At 71.5% G+C, this 20,373-nt stretch carries 16 protein-coding genes; 4 read left to right on the top strand and 12 right to left on the bottom strand.

Translation table 11 applies throughout. The features are described 5' to 3' along the window. Positions 1-61: 61 nt before the first annotated feature. From J8J14_RS11295 to J8J14_RS11335, 9 genes are all read right to left on the bottom strand, one after another. Positions 62-310, bottom strand: a complete 249-nt coding sequence (locus J8J14_RS11295; RefSeq protein ID WP_209379610.1) for a hypothetical protein — start codon at positions 308-310, stop codon at positions 62-64. Beyond that, positions 307-2,268 (bottom strand): chemotaxis protein CheA, encoded by a 1,962-nt coding sequence (locus J8J14_RS11300; RefSeq protein ID WP_209379611.1) that lies wholly within the window; start codon positions 2,266-2,268, stop codon positions 307-309. Before J8J14_RS11300 ends, J8J14_RS11295 begins: the two co-directional genes overlap by 4 nt. Beyond that, positions 2,265-3,119 carry a CheR family methyltransferase gene (locus J8J14_RS11305; RefSeq protein WP_342452434.1) on the bottom strand — a complete coding sequence of 285 codons (855 nt, stop codon included), beginning with the start codon at positions 3,117-3,119 and terminating at the stop codon, positions 2,265-2,267. The genes J8J14_RS11300 and J8J14_RS11305 overlap by 4 nt, the downstream gene beginning before the upstream one ends. After that, the gene (cheB, locus tag J8J14_RS11310) at positions 3,116-4,249 is read right to left on the bottom strand and encodes a chemotaxis-specific protein-glutamate methyltransferase CheB (protein ID WP_209379612.1); all 1,134 of its coding nucleotides are present in this window, start codon (positions 4,247-4,249) and stop codon (positions 3,116-3,118) included. Before cheB ends, J8J14_RS11305 begins: the two co-directional genes overlap by 4 nt. Then, positions 4,246-5,703: a chemotaxis protein CheW gene (locus J8J14_RS11315; RefSeq protein WP_209379613.1), complete on the bottom strand. Its 1,458-nt coding sequence runs from the start codon at positions 5,701-5,703 to the stop codon at positions 4,246-4,248. The genes cheB and J8J14_RS11315 overlap by 4 nt, the downstream gene beginning before the upstream one ends. A 4-nt stretch (positions 5,704-5,707) precedes the next feature. Continuing rightward, on the bottom strand, positions 5,708-7,528 hold the full coding sequence (locus J8J14_RS11320; protein ID WP_209379614.1) for a methyl-accepting chemotaxis protein: 1,821 nt from the start codon (positions 7,526-7,528) through the stop codon (positions 5,708-5,710). A gap of 236 nt (positions 7,529-7,764) precedes the next feature. Then, entirely contained in the window at positions 7,765-9,345 is a 1,581-nt protein-coding gene (locus J8J14_RS11325; protein ID WP_209379615.1) for an ABC transporter substrate-binding protein, read from the bottom strand. Positions 9,346-9,428: 83 nt separating this feature from the next. Continuing rightward, the gene (locus tag J8J14_RS11330; protein ID WP_209379616.1) at positions 9,429-11,036 is read right to left on the bottom strand and encodes a GMC family oxidoreductase; all 1,608 of its coding nucleotides are present in this window, start codon (positions 11,034-11,036) and stop codon (positions 9,429-9,431) included. A 169-nt stretch (positions 11,037-11,205) separates the two neighbouring features. Then, a complete protein-coding gene (locus J8J14_RS11335) occupies positions 11,206-12,408 on the bottom strand; it encodes a coiled-coil domain-containing protein (RefSeq protein WP_209379617.1) in 1,203 nt (400 codons plus the stop codon). A 417-nt stretch (positions 12,409-12,825) separates the two neighbouring features. Between J8J14_RS11335 and J8J14_RS11340 the strand changes: the two genes are divergently transcribed. From J8J14_RS11340 to J8J14_RS11355, 4 genes are all read left to right on the top strand, one after another. Next, on the top strand, positions 12,826-13,257 hold the full coding sequence (locus tag J8J14_RS11340; RefSeq protein WP_209379618.1) for a DUF2231 domain-containing protein: 432 nt from the start codon (positions 12,826-12,828) through the stop codon (positions 13,255-13,257). Beyond that, entirely contained in the window at positions 13,257-14,537 is a 1,281-nt protein-coding gene (locus J8J14_RS11345) for a PQQ-dependent sugar dehydrogenase (RefSeq protein ID WP_245215666.1), read from the top strand. Before J8J14_RS11340 ends, J8J14_RS11345 begins: the two co-directional genes overlap by 1 nt. A gap of 41 nt (positions 14,538-14,578) precedes the next feature. Continuing rightward, entirely contained in the window at positions 14,579-14,743 is a 165-nt protein-coding gene (locus J8J14_RS11350) for a DUF411 domain-containing protein (protein WP_209379619.1), read from the top strand. A gap of 141 nt (positions 14,744-14,884) precedes the next feature. Then, complete coding sequence (locus tag J8J14_RS11355) at positions 14,885-16,429, top strand: phospholipase D-like domain-containing protein (RefSeq protein ID WP_245215667.1); 1,545 nt, start codon at positions 14,885-14,887, stop codon at positions 16,427-16,429. Positions 16,430-16,554: 125 nt separating this feature from the next. Here J8J14_RS11355 and J8J14_RS11360 read toward each other — a convergent pair whose 3' ends face one another. From J8J14_RS11360 to J8J14_RS11370, 3 genes are all read right to left on the bottom strand, one after another. Continuing rightward, positions 16,555-18,105, bottom strand: coding sequence for a tripartite tricarboxylate transporter permease (locus tag J8J14_RS11360; protein ID WP_209379620.1), 1,551 nt, complete (start codon positions 18,103-18,105; stop codon positions 16,555-16,557). After that, a complete protein-coding gene (locus J8J14_RS11365; RefSeq protein ID WP_245215668.1) occupies positions 18,105-18,560 on the bottom strand; it encodes a tripartite tricarboxylate transporter TctB family protein in 456 nt (151 codons plus the stop codon). Before J8J14_RS11365 ends, J8J14_RS11360 begins: the two co-directional genes overlap by 1 nt. A 306-nt stretch (positions 18,561-18,866) precedes the next feature. Further along, on the bottom strand, positions 18,867-20,372 hold the full coding sequence (locus J8J14_RS11370) for a tripartite tricarboxylate transporter permease (RefSeq protein WP_209379621.1): 1,506 nt from the start codon (positions 20,370-20,372) through the stop codon (positions 18,867-18,869). Between the last annotated feature and the right edge of the window lies 1 nt (position 20,373).

The following is a 20,373-nucleotide window of genomic DNA, read 5'->3' on the forward strand; positions in this document are numbered from 1 at the left end:
CGGGAAGACACTGCTACCGGCCGCGGAGCCCGTATCCCCAAACGCCGTTCCTGTCCTCACCTTAGCCCGGCCGGGCCGTTGCCAAAAGCGGGGTGATCCAGCGGGCGGCGAAGGAATCGGCGGGTTCGCCGGAAAGGGGCGGGCGCAGGGCCAGCAGCACCTGCACCACTGCCGCGTGCAGCCGCCCGGCGGCGGAGAGGTCCACCACCCGGCCCGCCTCCTCCTGCAGGAGGGAGAGCAGGGGCTCCGCATCCTCCACCCGGCACTCGCCCTCCAGGCGGATCACCGCCCCGTCCAGCCGCACGCTCATCCGATCAGCCCGGGCAGGTCGAGCACCAGCAGCACCCGCCCATCCCCCAGCATGGCCGTGCCGAGAAGCCCTGGCATCCCCGCCAGCAACCCCTCCAGCGGGCGTAGCAGCACATCCGCCTGCCCGGCGAAGCCATCCACCTCCAGCCCCACCCGGCCGGCCCCGGCGCCGGCCACCAGAACCCGCGCGGTGTCGCCACGCGGCGTGGCCGGGCGGTCCAGCAGCGCGGGCAGGCGGATCAGCGGCAGGGTCCGGTCCCGCAGCACGAAGGCCTCCCCCTGGCGAAGGGGCAGGATAAGCCCGGCCGGGATGCGCGCCGTCTCCGCCACCGCCCCGATCGGCACGCCGAACATCTCCGCCCCCAGCCGCACCAGCAGGACGGTGGTTACCGTCGCGCCCTGCGGCAGCAGCATCCGGATGGCCGAGCCGGCGCCGGGCCGGCTGGCCAGGGAAACCCGGCCGCCCAGCCCCTCCACCCCTGCCCGCACCGCATCCATCCCCACCCCGCGCCCGGAGAGCGCCGTGACGGCGGAGGCGGTGGAGAAGCCGGGCTGGAACACAAGCTGTATCGCCGCCTCGTCGTCCAGCGCGTCGATCGCCGCCTCCGGCATCACGCGCCGTTCCTTCGCGGCCCGGCGCACACGCGCCGGATCGATGCCGCGCCCGTCATCCCGCACCTCCACCACGATCCCCCCGCCCGCCTGCCAGGCCTCCAGGATGATCGACCCCGCCTCGGGCTTGCCCGCCGCCGCCCGTGCCGCCGGATCCTCGATCCCATGGTCCACGGCGTTGCGCAGCAGGTGCAGCAGCGGATCGAACAGCCCGTCCACGATCGCCTTGTCCGCCTCCACCGCCTCGCCCCGGATCTCAAGCGCCACGTTCCTGCCCAGCGCGGCCGCCGCCTCCCGCACCAGCCGGGGCAGACGGCGGAAGCTCCGGGCCAGCGGGACCATGCGCAGGCCCAGCACCTCGCGGTGCATCGCCTCGGCCAGGGCCTCGATCCCGGCCCGGCTCTCCCCGAAGGCCCGCGCCAGGCCCGGATCGGCCCCCTCCAGCTGCGCCACCAGATGGGCCAGCCCGTTCTTGGCCACGATCAGCTCGCCCACCAGGCCCAGCAGCGCATCGATCCGCCCCGCTTCCACCCGCAGGCTGCGCCCCGCGCCGCCCCCGGTGGCCGGCTCCTCCGCCGGGGCGGGCCGCGCAGGGCCGGGCGAGGCAACCTCGCCCGTCTCGACCTGGTCCGCGACGAAGCGGAAGACCTGCCGGACCTCCTCCTCCGCCGCGGTGCTCAGCAGCTCGATCACCAGGTTGCAGGCGAAGGGATCGAGCGCCGATCCCCCGGGCCAGGGCTCACGCGCGCCCAGGCGCAGGGCGATCAGCCCGGGCACGGCGCGCAGAAGCGCCATCGGGTCGTCGCCCAGGAAGAAGCAATCCGGCGCCGGCACGTAGCGCAGCGCGGTGACGCGTTGCCCGGCGGCCCCCGCCTGCGCCAGGGCCGCCGCCTCCGCCACGGCCAGGCCGCGCAGCCATTCCGGATCGCGCGCCGGGGACGGCGCGGCGGTGGATGCCGCATCGCCCCCCAGCGAGGCCCGAAGCGCCTCCTCCAGCCGGCGCCCGCGCTCCGCCGCATCCCCGGGCAGGCGCCCCTCGGCGTCCAGCGCCTCGATCCAGGCCTCGCTAGCACCGATGCAGTCCAGCAGCGGGTCGATCACGCCGCGCCCGGCGCGGAGCCGGCCGGCCCGCAGCGCATCCAGCAGGTCCTCCGCCGCGTGCAGCGCGCGCTCCATCGGCCCGAGGTCGAACAGCGCCACCGAGCCCTTCAGCGTGTGCACGGCCCGGAAGGCGCCATCGAGCCGCGCCGCGTCCGCCGGGTCGCGCTCCAGTGCCAACAGGTCCTCGGTGGCCTGCTGCACCAGCTCGCGCCCCTCGATCAGGAACTGTTCCAGCAGCTCGCTCACGGGGCCACCGCCGGTTCATGGGGGCGCTGGTACACGATGGCATCCTCGAAACGGCGCAAGGTGAAGCGGCCGGAGATGCGGGCCATGGACTCCGAATGGCCGAGGCAGAGGAAACCGCCAGGATTCAGGGCATCAAAGAGGTTCCGCGAAGCCGCCTGGCGCGATTCGTCGTCGAAATAGATGAGCACGTTGCGGCAGAACACCACGTCGAACTGCCCCTGCGCGGCCATGCTGCCGGCATCCACCAGGTTCGCATCGGTGAAGCGCACGGATTCCCGGAGGTCCTGGATGATCCGCCGCCGGGCCCCGCGCGGTGCCTCGAAATAGCGGGCGACGAGATCGCCGGGCAGCCGCGCCAGGGCACGCTCGCCATAAAGGCCCTCCATCGCGGCGGCCAGGACCGCGGTGTCGAGATCGGAGCCGACGATCTCGATGTTGTAGGCATCCACCAGCGGCCAGTTCTCCAGCAGCCAGATGGCGATGGAATAGGGTTCCTCGCCGGTGGAGCAGGGCATGGACCAGAGGCGCACCAGGTCGCCCGCGCCGCGCCGTTCCACGATCTCCGGCAGCAGGGAGCTGCCGAGGCAGCGGAGCTGGTGCTCCTCGCGGTAGAAATAGGTCTCGTTCACCGTGAAGCTGTTGATCAGCCGCTCGGCCTCGGGCGGGCTGGCCCGCAGCAGCGCCAGATAGGACTGGAAGGAGGGCGTGCCGGAACGCTCCATGCCCTGCGCCAGCCGGCGCTCGATGTAGTAGCGCTTGGTCTCGCCATAGGAGATGCCGGTGCGGCGATAGAGGAAGTCGCAGAGCCGCTGCAGGTCCTCGGCGCTCAGCGGCGCGCCCTCCTCGCTCACGAGGCCCAGCCGATCAGCGTGCCGGCGATCGCGCCGAGCGGCAGCACGGCATCCGCGCCCCCGGCACGCACCAGCTCCCCCGGCATTCCCCAGACGATGGCGGTTTCCTCCGCCTCCGCGATGGTGCGGCCGCCCTCGGCCCGCAGCCGCGCCATGGCGGCGGCGCCGTCATTCCCCATCCCCGTCATCAGCACGCCGACCAGGCCAGCGGCGGGCAGGTGCGACAGCGCGCTCGTCACCATCCGGTCCACGCTGGGATGCCAGCGATGCTCCGGCAGGGCGGGCGCCGCCAGGGCCACCAGCCCGCCGGCACGCCGGCCCAGGATGATGTCCGCATCGCCCCGCCCGACATAGACCTGCCCCGGCACCAGCGGCATGGGCCGCGTCACCTCCAGCACGTCCAGGGCGCAGAGCTTGTCCAGCCGCCGCGCCAGCGGGCCGGTGAAGGCGGCCGGCATGTGCTGGGCCACCAGGACCGGCCAGGGAAAGCCCCGCGGCAGCGGCGCGAGCAGCGCATCCAGCGCCGCGGGCCCGCCGGTGGAACAGCCCACCAGCACCAGGCGCTCGGCCGGGGCGCCACCACCCCGGGCGGGGACCGGGGAAGGAGCCGGGGAAGGAACCGGGGCCGGCGCGGCCCGGCGCGGGGCGGCGAGATCCGGCGCGGCGTCCCGCAGGCCAGCCGGCGCCAGCCCGGCGCGCAGGCGCACGCGCTCCGCCAGCCGGTGGCTCCGGCGCAGCCGCGCCCCGGCGGCCGCCCGCACCTTTTCCACCAGGAGCGGCGCCAACTCGTCCATGCCCAGGGATACGGCCCCGCGCGGCTTGGCGATGAAGTCCACGGCGCCCATCTCCAGCGCCATCAGCGTCTCCGCCGCCCCCGCCTCCGTGAGGGAGGAGACCATGACCACCGGGCAGGGCCGCTCCAGCATGATGCGGTCCAGGCAGGCCAGCCCGTCCATGCGCGGCATGTTCACATCCAGTGTCACCACATCCGGCCGGAAGCTGGGCAGCAATTCCAGCGCCTCGGCGCCATCCCGCGCGAAGGCCAGCTCGAAACCGCCCGCCGCCTGGAACACCGCGCCGAGCAGGCGGCGCATCAAGGCGGAATCATCCACCACGAGAAGACGGATCACGGGGCGGGGGCGGCCTTTGCCGCCGCCTTCGCGGCGATGGCGGCCAGCAGGTCGCGCTCGGCGCCGCTCAGCAGCGCCCTTGGATCGACCAGCAGGATCATCCGCCCGTCCCGCTCCACCGTCGCGATCCGGTCGATCACGGCGGCATCCCCGGCGGCCAGATCCGGGGCGGCGGCCATGGACGCGGCGGGGAGGGAGAGGATCTCCGTCACCGCATCCACGGCGAAGCCGGCCCGCAGCCCCTCGATCGTGACCACGACGATGCGCCGGGCGCGTTCCTCGGCCGTGCCGCCCGCGGCGAAGCGGCGGCGCTGGTCGATCACCGGGACCACGCTGCCCCGGAGATTCATCACGCCTTCCACGAAGGCCGGCGCGCGCGGCACCCGCGTCAGGCTTTCCGGGCGGCGGGCCACCTCCTCCACCGCGCCGATGGGCAGGCCGTAATGCTCGTCCCCCAGGCGGAACACGACGAACTGCTCGGCCGCCTCGCCCGTGCTTCCGGCCATCTCGCCAGCCTCCTTCGCGTCGGCGAGGATGCGCGACGCCGTCTCGTCATCGAAAAGCCGCGCCGGGGACAGGATGGAAACCAGCCGCCTGCCACCCTCCAGCCGGCCGATCGCCTCCACCCGCGCCTCCCCGGTTCCGCGCGTGAGCACGGGCGGCACGGGATCGATCGCCCCCTCGGGCAGGCGCAGGATGGCCGCAATCCGATCCACGGCCAGCCCGACCAGGGCCGGCCCCAGCCGCAGCACGAGGATGCGGGCGCGATCGCGCCCACCCTCCCCCGCCGGCAATCCGAGCAGGGCGTGCGGGGAAACCAGCGGCAGCAACCCGCCGCGAAAGCCGGTGACGCCCAGCATGGCCTGGCCGGTGCGCGGCACCACCGTCACCTCCGCCGGAAGGCGCGCCACCGCCAGGACACGGTCGAGCGGCAGGGCGTATTCCTGGCCGGCCAGGACGAAGGCGATCAGCGCCATCTCCTGCGCCGCAGCCCCGGCAGCCTCGGGGACCGGCGCCGCGGCCATCGCGGGCGAGGCGCCGCGCGGCGCGTCCCCGCGCCGGGCGAGGGCGCCGGATCCCTGCGCCAGCAGCGCGTCCAGCTCCACCGGCCGCGCATCCCCGGCGCCGCCGAGCGCCGAGACCGAATCCACCAGAAGGCCGACGCGGCTCCGCCCGTCCACCACGACGATGCGCGCCGCCTGCGATGGCGTGTGCGATGGAACCGACGCCTCCAGCCCCGCCAGCCGTGCCAGGGACAGCACCGGCAGCACCGCGCCGCGCAGGTTGATCAGGCCGAGCAGGCCGGGCGGCGCATGCGGCACGCGCGTGAGGGGGCGGGGGCGCAGCACCTCCTGCACCGCCCCCGCGGGCAGGGCCATGGCCTGGCCGGACACCGTCACCGTAAGGGCCTGGGCACCCCCGGCCGCCATCGCGGGGCGCGCCGGCGCCGCCACGGGCTCAGCCCCCCGTCCGGAGCTCGTCAGCGAGGCTGGCGATCTCCTCGATGGCGGCGGCGAGTTCCTCCACGCCCTTGGCCTGCTGGCGGGCGGCGGAGGAGGCCTCGGTGGCGGCGCTGCTGGCCTCCTCCGCCGCGGCCGCGATCTGCTGGGTGCCGCCGATCACCTCGCGCACCGCGCCGAGCACGATGTCGGCGCTGGCCAGGATCTCGTTGCCGCCGGCACGCAGCGCGGCCAGCTCCGCCTCAGCGGCGGCGAGCCGCTCGGCGAGGGTGCGGATCTTGCCCGCCTCCCCCAGCGAGGCGGCGGCCACCGTGTCGAGGTCGCGGCGCACCACATCCACCTGGTCGCGGATGTTGCGCACCACATCCTTCATCCGGTCGGCATTACCCGAGGCGTCGCGCGCCAGCTCGCGGATGTCCGAGGACACCACGGCGAAGCCGCGGCCGGATTCGCCGGCCCGCGCCGCCTCCACGGAACCGCTGACGGCCAGCATGTTCGTCTGCACGGACACCAGGGCGATGGCGTCCACGATCTTCTCGATACGTCGCCGGGCAGCCTCCAGCCCGCCAACGAGGCCGGACACGGCCTCCCCTTCCTGCAGGGCGGCCTCCAGCCTTCCGCTCAGCCCGGCCACGCCCCTGGCGCCCTCGGCCAGCCCGGGCGCCAGGGCCTCGAAGCGCTGCACCGCCTCGGTGGCGGCGCCGCGTGTGGCAAGGGCCGCGCGCTCGATCCGGGCCATGGCGGAGGAGGATTGCTGCGTGGCGGCGGCCTGGATCTCCGCCCCGCGCGCGATCTGGCCCAGCGCCGTCATGATCTGGCCGGCGGCCCCGGACAGCTCCTGCACGGTGGCGGACAGCTCCTCGGCGGCCGAGGCCACTTCCTCCGCCCCGGCATTGCCGGCGCTCTCCGCCTGGAGGGCTTCCGCCATCCCGGCCAGGGCCTGGGCCGCCTGCTGGCTTCCCTCCAGCGCGACGGCCTGCTGCTCCACCGCCCGCTGGGCCTCGGTGCTGGCGGCGGATTGCTCCTCGGCCGCGCTGGCCACCTGCTCGGCACCGCGCTGCGCCTCCCGGGCGCCGGCATCGGCCTCCAGGGCGGCGGACAGGATGGCCTGGACCTGCTCCATGATCACGCCCATCCCCGTCCGCACGGCGTCGAGGCTGGCCACCACCGCGCGCCCGTCCCGGCTGTCATCCTCCGCCGCGCTGGCGGCCGCCCGGATGCGGCCGGCGATGGCGCGCACCTCGTCGCGGATGCCGGAGACGAGCCCCTGCACGTCGCGCGCGCTCGCCTCCGACACCTCGGCCAGGGCGCGCACCTCCTCCGCGACCACGGCGAAGCCGCGGCCATGCTCCCCGGCGCGGGCCGCCTCGATCGCGGCATTGAGGGCGAGGAGATTCGTCTGGTCGGAGATCTCGCCGACCACCGCCGTGATCTCGCCGATCCGCGCCGCCTGCCCCTCCAGCACCGCCACCACATCCACCGAGCGGAGCTGGCGCGCGGCGCGGTCCTGCACGAAGGCCGCCGACTGCTCGACCTGCGCGCCCACCTCGGCCAGCAGGGACTGCAGCGCGGCCGTCACGCGGCGGGAGTCATCGGCCCGCTCCTTCGCCTGGACGAAGGCGGCGCCCAGGCTGCTGATCGTGCCCTGGCTTTCCTGCGTGGCGCCGGCCGCCTCCTCGGCGGCGGAGGCGATCTGCTCCAGCGCGCGCCGGAGCTGCCCGGCCGCCGCGGATGCCTCGACGACGCCCGCGGCCAGCTGCTCCGATGCCGCGCCGACCCGCTCCGCCGCCTTCTGCCGGCGGGCCCGCGAGCGGTCCACCGAACGCCGGGCGGCCGTTGCCGCGGGAGTGGGCTGCGGGGCTTGCGGGGGGCTTTCCCGTCCGGTGGCCGGCGCGCCGCCGCTGCCCCGGGTGAGTGCGGATGTCTTGACCAGCGCCATGCAATCTCCAGCCGGGCGGCCCCGCCCCTTCCGGGCCAGCATACGCGCCCCGGCCCGGAAGGCACATAGCCACCCCGGATGGGCCCGGCGCCTGGCATGGCGCCGGGCCGCCCGGCTCAGGCCGCGCGGACGCCCCAGAACTTGGTGAAGCCGGGCTGCAGGTCCCGCAGCCCGCGCAGGGCGGTCTGCTGCTTGAACTGGCCCAACGGGTAGTAGGGCACCTCCTCCATGCAGACGCGCTGGATGTCGCGGCAGACGGCCTGCTGCGCGGCGAGGTCCGGGGCATCGAACCAGGCGCTGTAGAGCGCCTCGAGCCGCGGGCTTTCGTTCCAGCCGGCATAGCCGGAGGCGCCCACGCCGCGGATGGAGATGTGGGTGGCGGGATTGATCCAGTCCGTGCCCGTCCAGCTCGTCACGAACAGGCTCCAGCCGCCGGTCTCCACCGGGCCGCGGTTGTTGCGGCGCTGGAGCATGGTGCCCCAGTCCGTGGCCAGGTAGTCCAGGTTCACGCCGACGCGGCGCAGCATGTCCGCGGCCACGTCGCCCATCGCCTTCATGGTGACGTAGTCCGTGGGCACCAGCAGCACCACCTTCTCGCCCTTGTAGCCGGCCGCCACCAGGTCGCGCTTCACCGCCTCGAAGTCCGGCGTGTTGCGCAGCGGGTCCAGCGCCACCTCGCTCGCCATGGGCGTGCCGGGGCAGAAGAAGCCGGTGGGCACATGGTAGGAATCGCGGTCATCGCCCACGATGGCCTGCATGTAGGCCGCCTGGTCGATGGCGCGCATCAGCACGCGGCGGATCTCGGGGTTGTTGAAGGGCGCCTGGGTGTGGTTCGGCCGCAGCATGCCGATGGTGCCGGTTTCTTCCTGCACCATCAGGCGCACGCCGCGCGCGCGGGCGAGCATGGGCTTCAGGTCGTGCGCCACCTGCTCGTACCAGTCCTGCTCGCCCGCCATCAGGGCCGCCGCGGCGGTGGAGGCATCGGGGATGGTGGTCCAGACCACGCGGTCGAAATGCACGACCTTCGGCCCGGCCGTGCCGAGCGCCGGGCCGCCCTCGCGCGGGCGGTAGCCATCGAAGCGGGCATAGACGTTGCGGGATCCCTGCAGCCGCTCGCCAGTGACATAACGATAGGGGCCGCTGCCGATCACCTCGCTGATCTGCGTGCCCGGATCGGTGCGCGCGATGCGCTCGGGCATGATGGCGCACATCATGGCCGTGGTCTTGGCCAGCGCGTCCGGCAACAGCGGGAAGGGCTTCTTGAGGCGGAAGACGATCGTGCGGTCATCCGGCGCGGAGAGTTCGTCGGTGGCGCGCATCAGCGCGCCGCCGAAGGCATCGCGCGCGGCCCAGCGCCGGATGCTTGCCACGCAGTCCCGCGCCAGCACCGGCTCGCCATCATGGAAGCGCAGCCCTTCGCGCAGGCGGATCGTCCAGCGCTTGCCGTCATCCTCCACCTTGTGGCCCTCGGCCATCTGCGGATGGGCGGCGAAGTTCTCGTCAACCCCGTAGAGGGTGTCGAACACCATGAAGCCGTGGTTCCGCGTGACATTGGCCGTGGTCCAGTGCGGATCCAGGAAGGCCAGGTCGATCTGGGGGACGAAGCGCAGCGTGCGGGCCTGGCCGAGCGCGATGCCCGGCGCGGCCAGCGCGGCCCCGAAGGTGGCGGTGCCCTTCAGCAATGAGCGACGATCCATCCATTCAACCCTTTCGGCAGCGTTACACCGCGAAGCCTATCCCGCGGCCGGCGGCCGGCGCCACCGGTTTCGGGCGGGCCGCCTCAGCCGCGCGCCCAGCGGGCGGCGATCATGGCGGCCGCCTTCTCCGCGATCATGATGGTCGCGGCATTGGTGTTGCCGTTGATATGGACAGGCATGATGGAGGCATCAGCCACGCGCAGCCCCTCCACGCCGCGCAGGCGCAGCGCGGGATCCACGACGGAATCCGGATCCCCGCCCATGCGGCAGGTGCCGACGAAATGATGCGTGGTGTTCGCCACGTCGCGGATGCTGGCGATCAGCCCCTCATCCCCGTCGCCCTCGGGCCCTGGCACCAGCTCGCCCTCGATATGCGGCGCGAGGGCCGGGCCCTGCAGCACGCGGCGGATGCGGCGTATCCCGCGGACCAGCACGGGCAGGTCGGCGGGGTTGCTGAGATAGCGCGGGGCGATCACGGGCGCGGCGCCCGGATCGGCCGAGCGGAGGCGCACCGTGCCATGGCTGCTCGGACGGCCCTGCCGGACCGTCACGGTGAATCCCTCCCGCTCCGGCAGGTGGCCGCGCGCGGGCATGAGGCCGATGGCCATGCCCAGCTGCATGTCGGGGATGTCCAGATCGTCGCTCGATCGGAAGAAGCCGCCGGTGGAGAAGGGCGTGTTGGCGATGATGCCGCGGCCGGAGAGCGCGTAGTCCAGCACGGCCTTCGCGCCGCGGAGCGGCCTTGTATGGGCATAGGCCGTGACCGGCCCGCGGCAGGCGTAGTGCATGCGGTAGGACAGGTGGTCCAGCAGGTTGCCGCCCACGGCGGGGCGGTCCAGCCGCACGGGGATGCCATGCTCCACCAGGTGCTCCGCCGGGCCGATGCCCGACAGCATGAGAAGCTTGGGGGAGTTGAACACGCCGGCCGCGAGGATCGTCTCCCGCCCCGCCTCGATCCGCATCGCCGCGCCATCCCGCAGGATCTCGGCGCCCGCCACGCGCCCATTCTCCAGGACCAGCCGCTGCACCTCCGCGCGCGTCAGCACCGTCAGGTTCGGCCGCTTCATGGCCGGGCGCAGATAGGCGCTGGCCGTGCTCCAGCGCCGGCCACGGCGGGTGGTCAGGTCGTAATGCCCGAAGCCCTCCTGGCTGGCGCCGTTGAAATCCACATGCACCGGATAGCCCTCATCCGCCGCGGCGGTGAGGAAGGCCTCGCAGATCGGGGGCACCGGGCGGCCCAGGCTCACATGCAGCGGGCCCTGATCGCCATGGTGATCGTCCGAGCCGCGCTCGCTCCGCTCCGCCTTGCGGAAGAAGGGCAGCACCTCGTCATAGGACCAGCCTGTGCAGCCCCGCTGGCGCCAGTCGTCGAAGTCGCGGGGATGGCCGCGGATGTAGATCATGCCGTTGATGGAGCTGGAGCCGCCCAGCACCTTGCCGCGGGCGCAGAAGATCCGCCTTCCGTTCAGCTCCGGCTCCGGCTCGCTCTCGTAGTTCCAGTTGTGCTGCGGCGCGGACACGTTCCGTCCCACGGCGGCGGGAATGCGGAGCAGCGGGTCGCTGTCCCTGCCGCCCGCTTCCAGCAGCACCACGCGATGTCCCGGATTCTCAGAAAGGCGGCTGGCCAGCACGCAGCCGGCCGAGCCGGCGCCGATCACGAGGAAGTCGCAACCGAGGACATGTCCCGCCAAGCTCAGGCCTCCAAGCCGCCCCTGTGACCGAAGCGGCGGGGGCCTCCTCGCCCATTGTCACCACGGATGCCGCCCGCTGGCCACCTCCGGCCGCAGGCGCTCCCGATCCGCCCCCCTGGTGCCGGCGCACGGTCCCGGCGCGGCTCCGGCCGCGCCGGGCTGGCCGGTCTCAGCGTTGGGGAGCCTGGCGAGCCTCCTCCGAATCCGGGGCGGCCAGCAACCGCCGCCTCTCGGCGATCACGCGCTCCAACTCGGCCGCTTCGGCGCGGAGACGCTCAAGCCCGGCATTGGCATTCGCAAGATCAGCCTCCAGCGCCGTTGCCTGGCCCTGCAGGGCCTGGATCCGCGTCGTTCCCTGCTCCACCGCGCGTCCGGCCTCCTGCACGCGGGCAGAGGCCGCATCGGCCTCCGCACGACGGGCCGCCAACTCGGAGGATGTCGCGCCGAGAGCCTCGCGCAGCCCGGCAAGCTGCCGCTCCGCTTCAGCGGCAGCCTGCCGCTGCGCCTGCAGGGCGGCCTCGGCCTCGCTGACCTGGCGGCGCAGCGTGCCGGTGCGCTCATCGAGCTCGGCGGCCTGCCTTCCCGCGGCAGCGACACGCTGCTCAGCGGCGGCCACGGCCGTGCTCAGCTCGCCCAGCCGGGCCTGCGCCGCTTCCACCCCGGCCTGGCGCTCCGCCAGCGCCGCGCCGGCGGCCTCGATGCCGCTTCGCAGTTCCGCCAGCCGCGCCTCGGCCTGGGATGCGGCATTGGCCAGTTCGGCAACCCGTGCCTCGCCAGCCCGCAGCTGCTGGGCGCCTGCCTCGGCTGAGCGGGTGACCTCGGCCAGGCGTGCCTCCGCCTGGGCCATGGCCGCACGGCGCGTCGCCAGCTCGGCCTCTGCCGCGGCGGCCGCTTCCCGCAGGCCCTGGAGCTGCCTCTCGCCCTCGGTCAAGCCCGCCTGGCGTTCCGTCAGGGATTGCTGCGCCTGCTCGGCCTGCCCGCTCAGCGCCGCGACACGTCCCTGAGCGGCCTCGGCCTGCTGGCCCAGTTCCGCCATCCGCGCTTCCGCCTGCGCGACGCTCGCGGCAAGTTCGCGGTTCCGGTTCTCGGCGGCCACGCCTGCGGAGCGGGCCGCTTCCGTCCGCTGCGTGATCGCGGCGAGATCGCCGGCCGCGCGGCGCTCCTGGCCGAGGGTGTTCTCCAGCTCGGCAGCGCGCGCCGCCTCGGCCCGTCGCCCGGCCTCGGCGTCCTCCAGGCGGCCGCCGCGGGACAGCGCCAGGGACCAGCCCAGCACCAGGAGCACGACACCGATGGAGGCGCCCCCGAGCAGCCACCAGGAGATGCCGAACAGCCCGGAAGAAGGCGCGGGCGCGGGCGGGGCCGCTGGCGCCATCGTCGGGGCGGGTTGGGATCGGCTCGCCTGGGTGGGCTGATTGCGCTGCTTTCCTGCCATGCTCTTCCGCCTCAATGCGATGACGCAGGAGAGGTATCACAGGACTTCCGGAAGAGGACCATAGATTGTCGAGGGGCATCCCCGGCAGGACGAGCAGGCAGGCGCGGATGGCGCCCGGCACGCTCGTTGCTGGAACCGCCACGCCGTTCCCTTCCGGCCCGAGCATCGGCCGGCCGGTCCGGCGGGGTGCCTTCCGCGCCGCTTTCCCGGATGCCGTTCCGTCGCGCACTCCTGGCGGCCACCGCTCCCGCACGGCCCGGAAGCCCCCGGAAACATTTTATCCACTTCTCCGTTGCCCCAACGCGCCCTTACCGGAAGCAGGTCACCTGGCCTGCCCCAAGGAGGAGAGGAAATGTTGTGGTTGCCACATCCGCGCCAGCTGTCCTGAGGCCAATCCATCCGCTTCACGCGATCCTTCTCGCCTTCCCCCTCCCCCTGTTCCTGGGGGCGCTGGCCAGCGATTTTGCCTATTCGGCAACCTACCAGGTGCAATGGGCCAATTTCTCGTCCTGGCTGATCGCCGGGGGCCTGCTTGTCGGTGCCTTCGTGGTGCTCTGGGCGTTGGTGAACCTGTTCCGCAGCGCAAGGCCACGCACGGGGCGCTCGATCGCCTACTTCGTCGTGCTGCTGGCCATGTGGGCCCTGGGTTTCATCAATGCCCTGGTCCACGCAAAGGACGCCTGGGCGACCATGCCGGAGGGTCTCTACCTGTCGGGGATCACGTCACTCCTGGCGCTTGTCGCGTCCTGGATCGGTTATGCCGGGTTTCAGGCCAGAGAGGTGCACTGATGCGCTCGATTCTTTTGATCGGCATCGCCGCGATCGCCCTGTCCGCCTGCGACGGCGACCCCGGCCCGCAGCAATACGGCGCCACGCCCAACCTGCCGGAACCGCAGCGGGGCCTGCTGCCCAGCATGACGATCCCGAGGCCGGCGAACTGGGGCAACGACCGGCCCACGGTACCGGAGGGATACACGATCACGGCGATCGCCACGGATCTCCGGATCCCACGCCAGACGCTTGTCCTACCGAATGGCGACATCCTGGTCGCGGAGGGTTCCGGCGGCAACGCGCCTGCGCTCCGCCCCAAGGACATCATCGCCGGCTTCATCAAGAGCCTCGGGAAGAGTTCGGCGAAGGGCGGCAACCGGCTCACGCTGCTGCGCGACAGCGATGGCGACGGCACCTATGAGGCGCAAGGCGTTTTCGCGGACAACCTCAACGCACCCTATGGCCTCGCGCTGGCCAATGGCGCCATCTACGTAGCCAACCAGGATTCGCTGGTGCGCTTCGATTACCGTGACGGCCAGACCCAGGCGAGCGGGCCGCCGACAGTGGTCGCAGGCCTGCCCTCGGCGATCAACCACCACTGGACGAAGGCGATGACCGTCAGCCCTGACGGCCGCTTCCTCTATGTCGGCATCGGCTCGAACAGCAACATCACCGAGCGTGGGATGGTGGCCGAGGTTGACCGGGCGATGGTGTGGCAGATCGACGCCCAGACGGGAGCCCACAGGCCCTACGCAACCGGCCTTCGCAACCCCACCGCCCTGACCATCCAGCCCGGGACGGGCCAGCTCTGGGCTGTGGTGAACGAACGGGACGAGATCGGCCCCAATCTCGTTCCGGACTACCTGACTTCCGTGCGCGAGGGAGGCTTCTACGGCTGGCCCTACAGCTATTGGGGCCAGAATGTCGACACGCGCGCGCAACCGCAGGACCCGCAGAAGGTCGCCGCGGCCATTCGCCCGGACTACAGCCTGGGGGCGCATGTCGCCGCGCTCGGCGTGGCCTTCTCCACCCCGGCGATGGGGACGAACTTCGCCGACGGGGTGTTCGTCGGCGAGCACGGAAGCTGGAACCGGAGCGTGCCCTCCGGCTACAAGGTGGTCTTCGTGCCGTTCCGCGATGGCCGGCCCGCCGCGGAACCGATCGACTTCGTGTCCGGCTTCCTGAATGGCGAAGGCAACGCGCGAGGCCGGCCTGTGGGGGTGACAGTGGACCCTCGCGGGGCCCTGATCGTCGCCGATGACCTATCGAACACGGTCTGGCGGATCACCCCGCGGTAGCGGATCCCTCCCGTTCGATTCCGCGGGCAGGGCCGTGCCTGATGCGGCCCTGCCACGCCACCGGCATCAGCGATCATGTGATCGGGGGGCATGTTCCCGCGGCCGGTATCGGGCGTTTGCTCACGGACCGTCCCCGGGCCAGGGGGCCGGCAACCCCCGGGATGCCGCCATCCGCGCCGGGCACGGACATGCCGGGCCTATCGTAAGGCGTCGCGCTGTTCGACGCGCCCGGCGGCGATCGCTCCTGGGCCGGGCACCGGCGGCCCGGGGCCGGCAAGTGACGGAAACGGTACGGCATGTGAATGTTCCAACCTGACCAGCAGGCACGGGCAGCAGTCCTGAATCCCATGAACACGGCAACGGCAAGCATGTGGAAAAGCGGCGAGCCCGGGGGGACGAGCCTGGGCATGGACCAAGCCGGCACCCATCTCCCGGGCACGATCCTCCAGCCAGGACGCAATTGCTGGCGCATTACGACCGCCGACCGCGTGACGGTGATCATCGACGCGGCCGAGTACTTCCGGAACGCCCGCTTCGGCATGCTCGCGGCGGAACGCCGCATCATGCTGATCGGCTGGGACTTCGACGCGCGCATCGCCCTGGCACCGGAGGATGAGTTGCCGGGCGTGCCCACCCGTCTCGGCGACTTCATCCTGTGGCTGGTGGAGCGGAAGCCCGAGCTGGAGGTGTTCGTGCTGCGCTGGGATTTCGGCGCGATGAAAAGCCTGTTCCGCGGCAGCACCTGGCTGACCGTGCTGCGCTGGATGCGGCATCCGCGCATCACCCTGAAGCTGGACAGCGCTCATCCCCCCGCCGCCTCCCACCACCAGAAGATCATCGTGATCGACGACAGCCTCGCCTTCTGCGGCGGAATCGACATCACGAGCGGCCGCTGGGATACGCGCCAGCATCGCGACGACGAGCCGGGGCGCCGGAATCCAGGCCGCTACCAGCATCCTCCCTGGCACGATGCGACGACAGCCCTGGAAGGGCCGGTCGCCGCCACCTTGGGCGAGCTCGCGCGGCGCCGATGGCAGGCCGCCGGCGGGGACCCGCTGCCGCCGGTCGAGCATCGCACCCAGTCCTGGCCGGAGGATCTCCGGCCGGGCTTCCGCAACGTCGCCGTCGCCATCGCCCGCACCAGCCCGGAGTTCGGCGACGCCGAAGGCGTGCAGGAGGTCGAGCAGCTCTGGCTCGACCTGATCGCGTCCGCGCGGCGCCATATCTACGCCGAGAGCCAGTACTTCGCCTCGCGACGGGTCGCCGAGGCCGTTGCACGCCGCCTCGCGGAACCTGGCGGGCCGGAAATCGTCCTGATCAACCCGGTTTCCGCGCAGGGCTGGCTGGAACCCCTTGCGATGGATACGGCGCGCGCGCGGCTACGCGAGGCATTGCGCCGGCACGATCCCCACGGGCGCTTCCGCATCTATCATCCATGCACGGAAAGCGGTGCGCCGATCTATGTCCATGCAAAGATCCTGATCGTCGATGACCAGGTCCTGCGGGTCGGGTCGTCGAACCTGAACAACCGCTCCATGCGCCTGGATACCGAATGTGACATCGTGATCGATGCCGCCCTGCCCGGCAATGCCGGCATCGAGGCCGACATCGTGGCGATCCGCGACAGCCTCCTGGCGGAGCATCTCGGGCGCTCCGTGGAGGAGATTTCCCGCAGCCTGTCGAGCACGGGATCCCTGATCGCCACGATCGAGGCACTGCGCGGGGAGCACAGGACGCTGTGCCCTTACGAAACCCCGGACCTCAATGCCGTCGAGCAATGGCTGGCCGACAACGAGGTTCTCGATCCCGAAAGTCCGGACGAGATCCTTGAGCCATTCGCGAAACATAGCCTCCTCCGGGGGCTTCGCCGGGCGATACGGCCGGTGCGGTAGGCAGGGGGAAGCCACCGGCACCCTTTCCCGGCGGGCCGGGAGGATGGCGACCAGCGGGCCGACCTCCCGGGCATGTCCCGTGGCCTTCAGGCGCCTGCCCCCGTGGAGGCAGGCGCCTTCGTTCCTCAGGGAGCCCTGCGGGCCAAGTCGGCCGCCGGGGTGGCGGCCTCCACCGCTTCCAGGCTGTCCGCCTTGCGCTTGCGGAGCAGCCCATACCCGGCCCAGGCCAGCAGCGCGGCGGTGGAAAGCAGGAAGCCCGCGCTGATCGGGCGCTCCATGAACACCATCAGGTCACCACGCGAGAGCAGCATGGCCCGCCGCAGGTGCTCCTCCATCAGCGGCCCCAGGATGAAGCCGAGGATGAGCGGCGCCGGCTCGAAACGCAGCAGCATCATCGCGTACCCGAAGATGCCGAAGAGCATCACCAGCAGCACGTCGAAGGCGCTGTTGTTCACGCTGAACACGCCGATGCAGATGAAGAGCAGGATGGTGGGGTAGAGCAGGCGGTAGGGAATGGCCAGCATCTTCACCCAGATCCCGATCAGCGGCAGGTTCAGGATCACCAGCATGATGTTGCCGATCCAGAAGCTGGCGATCAGCCCCCAGAAGAGCTCGGGATGGTCGGAGACCAGCCGCGGCCCGGGCTGGATGCCCTGGATGATCATCGCCCCCAGCATCAGCGCCATCACCGCATCGCCGGGGATGCCAAGGGTGAGGGTCGGGATGAAGGCCGTCTGCGCCGCCGCGTTGTTGGCGGATTCCGGCGCGGTCACGCCCTCCACCGCGCCCTTGCCGAAGCGCGAGGGATCCCGCGCCACCTTCTTCTCCACCGCGTAGCTGATGAAGGAGGCGATGGTGGCGCCCGCGCCCGGCAGCGCGCCGAAGATCGCGCCGATCCCCGTGCCCCGCAGCATCGGCAGGGTGGACTGCTTCATGTCCTGCCCGGTGGGCATCATGGAGCGGAGCGTGATCTTCTCCTTCGCGCCCTCGTTCCTGCCCATGCGGCGGATGGAGGCGATCACCTCGGCCACGCCGAACAGGCCCATGGCCAGCGCGACGAGGCTGATGCCATCCGAGAGCTGCGGGATGTCGAAGGTGAAGCGCTGCTGGCCGGTTTGCACATCCGTGCCGACCATGCCGAGGGCGAGCCCCACGAGCACCATGGAGATCCCCTTCACCGGGGAACCCTGGGCGAGGGTCGCGGCCGCCACCAGGCCCAGCACCATCATCGCGAAGTAGTCGGCCGGCCCGAAGGACAGCGCGACACTTGAAAGCATGGGCGAGAAGGCGGTGAGGATGATGATGCCGAGGCTCGCGCCCACGAAGGAGGCGATGGTCGTCAGGAACAGCGCGACGCCCGCCCTGCCCTTCTGCGCCATCGGATAGCCGTCCAGGCAGGCGACCGCCGCCGAAGGCGTGCCCGGCAGGTTCAGCAGGATCGATGCGGTGGAGCCACCATATTGCGCGCCGTAATAGATCCCGGCCAGCATCACCAGCGCCGCCGTGGGCGGCACGTGGAAGGTGAGCGGCAGGAGCATCGAGATGGTGGCAAGCGCCCCGATCCCCGGCAGCACGCCGATGAAGGTGCCCAGGAACACGCCGATGAAGCAATAGAGCAGCGTCTGCGGGCTGAAGGCCTCGGAGAAGCCGAGGGCGAGGTTGGAGAAGAGTTCCATCAGTTGGTCCACCGCAGGATGGGCATGGGGATGCCAAGGCCCCAGCTGAAGATTCCAACACCGACCAGGCAGAGCGCCGCGGCGAGGATGATGGTGACGGTCGCGCTCGGCTTCTCGTCAGCCAGGGCGGAGATCAGCACGAGGGCGATGGTGGCCGGGATCAGGCCGAAGCGCTCGATCACCAGCGTGAAGGCCAGCACCGCCCCGCAAATGGCGAAGAACGGGCGCCATTCGATCACGGGCATGGCGCCGGCGCGGCGCAGCGCGCCCAAAAGGCAGCCCAGGCCGAAAAGCGCCACGAGGCACCCGATGCCGAAGGGGAAATAGGCCGGCCCCATGCGGCGGGCCGTCCCCATGTCGTAGTTCATCGCATAGAGGGCAAACCATATCCCGCCCACGATGAGGAGGACGCCGCCGATCGCATCGGCGTAGTCCAGCTTGATGGTCCTTCTCAACCGATCCTCCTTCCCTGTCTCGGTCCGTCTCAGCCCTGCTTCGCGGCCTGTTCGGCCGGGCGGGTTGGCGGCTGCAGTGCACAGGCCTTGCCAGACAGGACCCTGGCGGCAACCAGGTGAAATGACTGCAATTTTTCTGTCAGGATCGATCGGGGCGTTCAGCTCTCCGGCTCTCGGATGGCCGGTTTGTCCGGAAAGCTGAACGGTCCGGGCCGGCACCCATCCCGGCCCCGGCCCAGGCACGGCGCACCGGGCAAAAAAAAGCACCGCCCGGGCGCGGGCGGTGCTTTCACGGAATGGGCCGGATCAGGCCACCGCAAGCTCCGGCGGTTTCGGCTTCAGCGCGGACCAGACGCTCCAGCCGATCAGGGCGACGCAGAGGGCGAGCAGCGTCGCGCTGATCGGCCGCTCGATGAAGACCGAGGGGTCCCCGCGCGAGAGCAACATGGCCCGCCGCAGGTGTTCCTCCATCAGCGGCCCGAGGACATAGCCCAGCAACAGCGGCGCCGGCTCGAAGCCCAGGATGTTCATGCCATAGCCGAGCAACCCGAAGGCCATGGCAAGGCCAACATCGAACAGCGAGTTGTTGATGCTGTACACGCCGATGCAGATGAAGAAGAGGATCGCCGGGTACATGATCCGGTAGGGCACCAGCAGGATCCGCGCCCAGAGGCCGATGAGCGGGATGTTCATCAGCACCAGCAGCAGGTTGCCGATCCAGAAGCTGGCGATGAGGCTCCAGAAGATGTCCGGATGCTCGGCCGGGAAGCGCGGGCCGGGCTGGATGCCGAAGATGATCAGCGCCCCCAGCATCAGCGCCATGACAGCGTCGCCCGGAACGCCGAGAGTGAGCGTGGGGATGAAGGCCGTCTGCGCCGCGGCGTTGTTGGATGCCTCGGGTGCGGCGATGCCCTCGATCGCGCCCTTGCCGAAGCGGCTGGGCGTGCGGGAGATCTTCTTCTCGAACGCATAGGACATGAAGGAGGCGATGGTGCCGCCCGTGCCCGGCAGGATGCCGAGGATGGCCCCGATGCCCGTGCCGCGCAGGATCGGCTTCGTCATGAAGCGGAACTCGGCGCGCGTCGGGAACATGGCGCGCAACGCCAGGTTCTTGCCCTTCGTCAGGATCGAACCCTGGGAGCGATTCACGTTGGCCAGCACGTCGGCGATGCCGAACAGGCCGGTTGCCACGGCCACGAGGTTGATCCCGTCGGACAGTTCGGGGATGCCGAGGGTAAAGCGCTGCTGCCCCGTCTGCACATCGGTGCCAACCGCGCCGATCAGCAGGCCCACGATCACCATCGCGATGCTCTTCAGCGCCGAGCCCTGGGCCAGGGTGGAGGCGGCGATGAGGCCGAGCGCCATCATGGCGAAGTAGTCCGCCGGCCCGAAGCTGAGGGCGGCTTTCACCATGAAGGGCGAGAAGAACATCATGATGACGATCCCGATGCAGGCCCCGATGAAGGAGGAGTACATCGAGGTGAAGATCGCGACCCCCGGCCGTCCCTGCTTGGCCATCGGGTGGCCGTCCAGGCAGGTGACCGCATGCGAGGCCACGCCCGGGATATTCAGCAGGATGGAGGTGGTCGCCCCGCCATACTGGGCGCCGTAATAGATGCCGGCCAGCATGATGAGCGCACCGGTCGGCTCCAGCCCGAAGGTGACAGGAAGCAGGATCGAGATGGCGGCGAGCGGGCCGATGCCCGGCAGCACGCCGATCAGGTTCCCCACGAAGACGCCGAGCAGCGAGTAGCCGAGATTCTGGAAGGTCAGGGCGATCCCGAACCCGGCGATGAGATTGTCGAAGTCCATG

This window comes from Pararoseomonas baculiformis (assembly GCF_017813395.1).
GTDB lineage: Bacteria > Pseudomonadota > Alphaproteobacteria > Acetobacterales > Acetobacteraceae > Roseomonas > Roseomonas baculiformis.

Coding starts and splice junctions, on each gene's coding strand:
- J8J14_RS11295 (WP_209379610.1), bottom strand. CDS start 310: ATGAGCGTGCGGCTGGACGGGGCGGTGATCCGCCTGGAGGGCGAGTGC.
- J8J14_RS11325 (WP_209379615.1), bottom strand. CDS start 9,345: ATGGATCGTCGCTCATTGCTGAAGGGCACCGCCACCTTCGGGGCCGCG.
- J8J14_RS11335 (WP_209379617.1), bottom strand. CDS start 12,408: ATGGCGCCAGCGGCCCCGCCCGCGCCCGCGCCTTCTTCCGGGCTGTTC.
- J8J14_RS11345 (WP_245215666.1), top strand. CDS start 13,257: ATGCGCTCGATTCTTTTGATCGGCATCGCCGCGATCGCCCTGTCCGCC.
- J8J14_RS11350 (WP_209379619.1), top strand. CDS start 14,579: ATGCGGCCCTGCCACGCCACCGGCATCAGCGATCATGTGATCGGGGGG.
- J8J14_RS11355 (WP_245215667.1), top strand. CDS start 14,885: ATGAACACGGCAACGGCAAGCATGTGGAAAAGCGGCGAGCCCGGGGGG.
- J8J14_RS11360 (WP_209379620.1), bottom strand. CDS start 18,105: ATGGAACTCTTCTCCAACCTCGCCCTCGGCTTCTCCGAGGCCTTCAGC.
- J8J14_RS11370 (WP_209379621.1), bottom strand. CDS start 20,372: ATGGACTTCGACAATCTCATCGCCGGGTTCGGGATCGCCCTGACCTTC.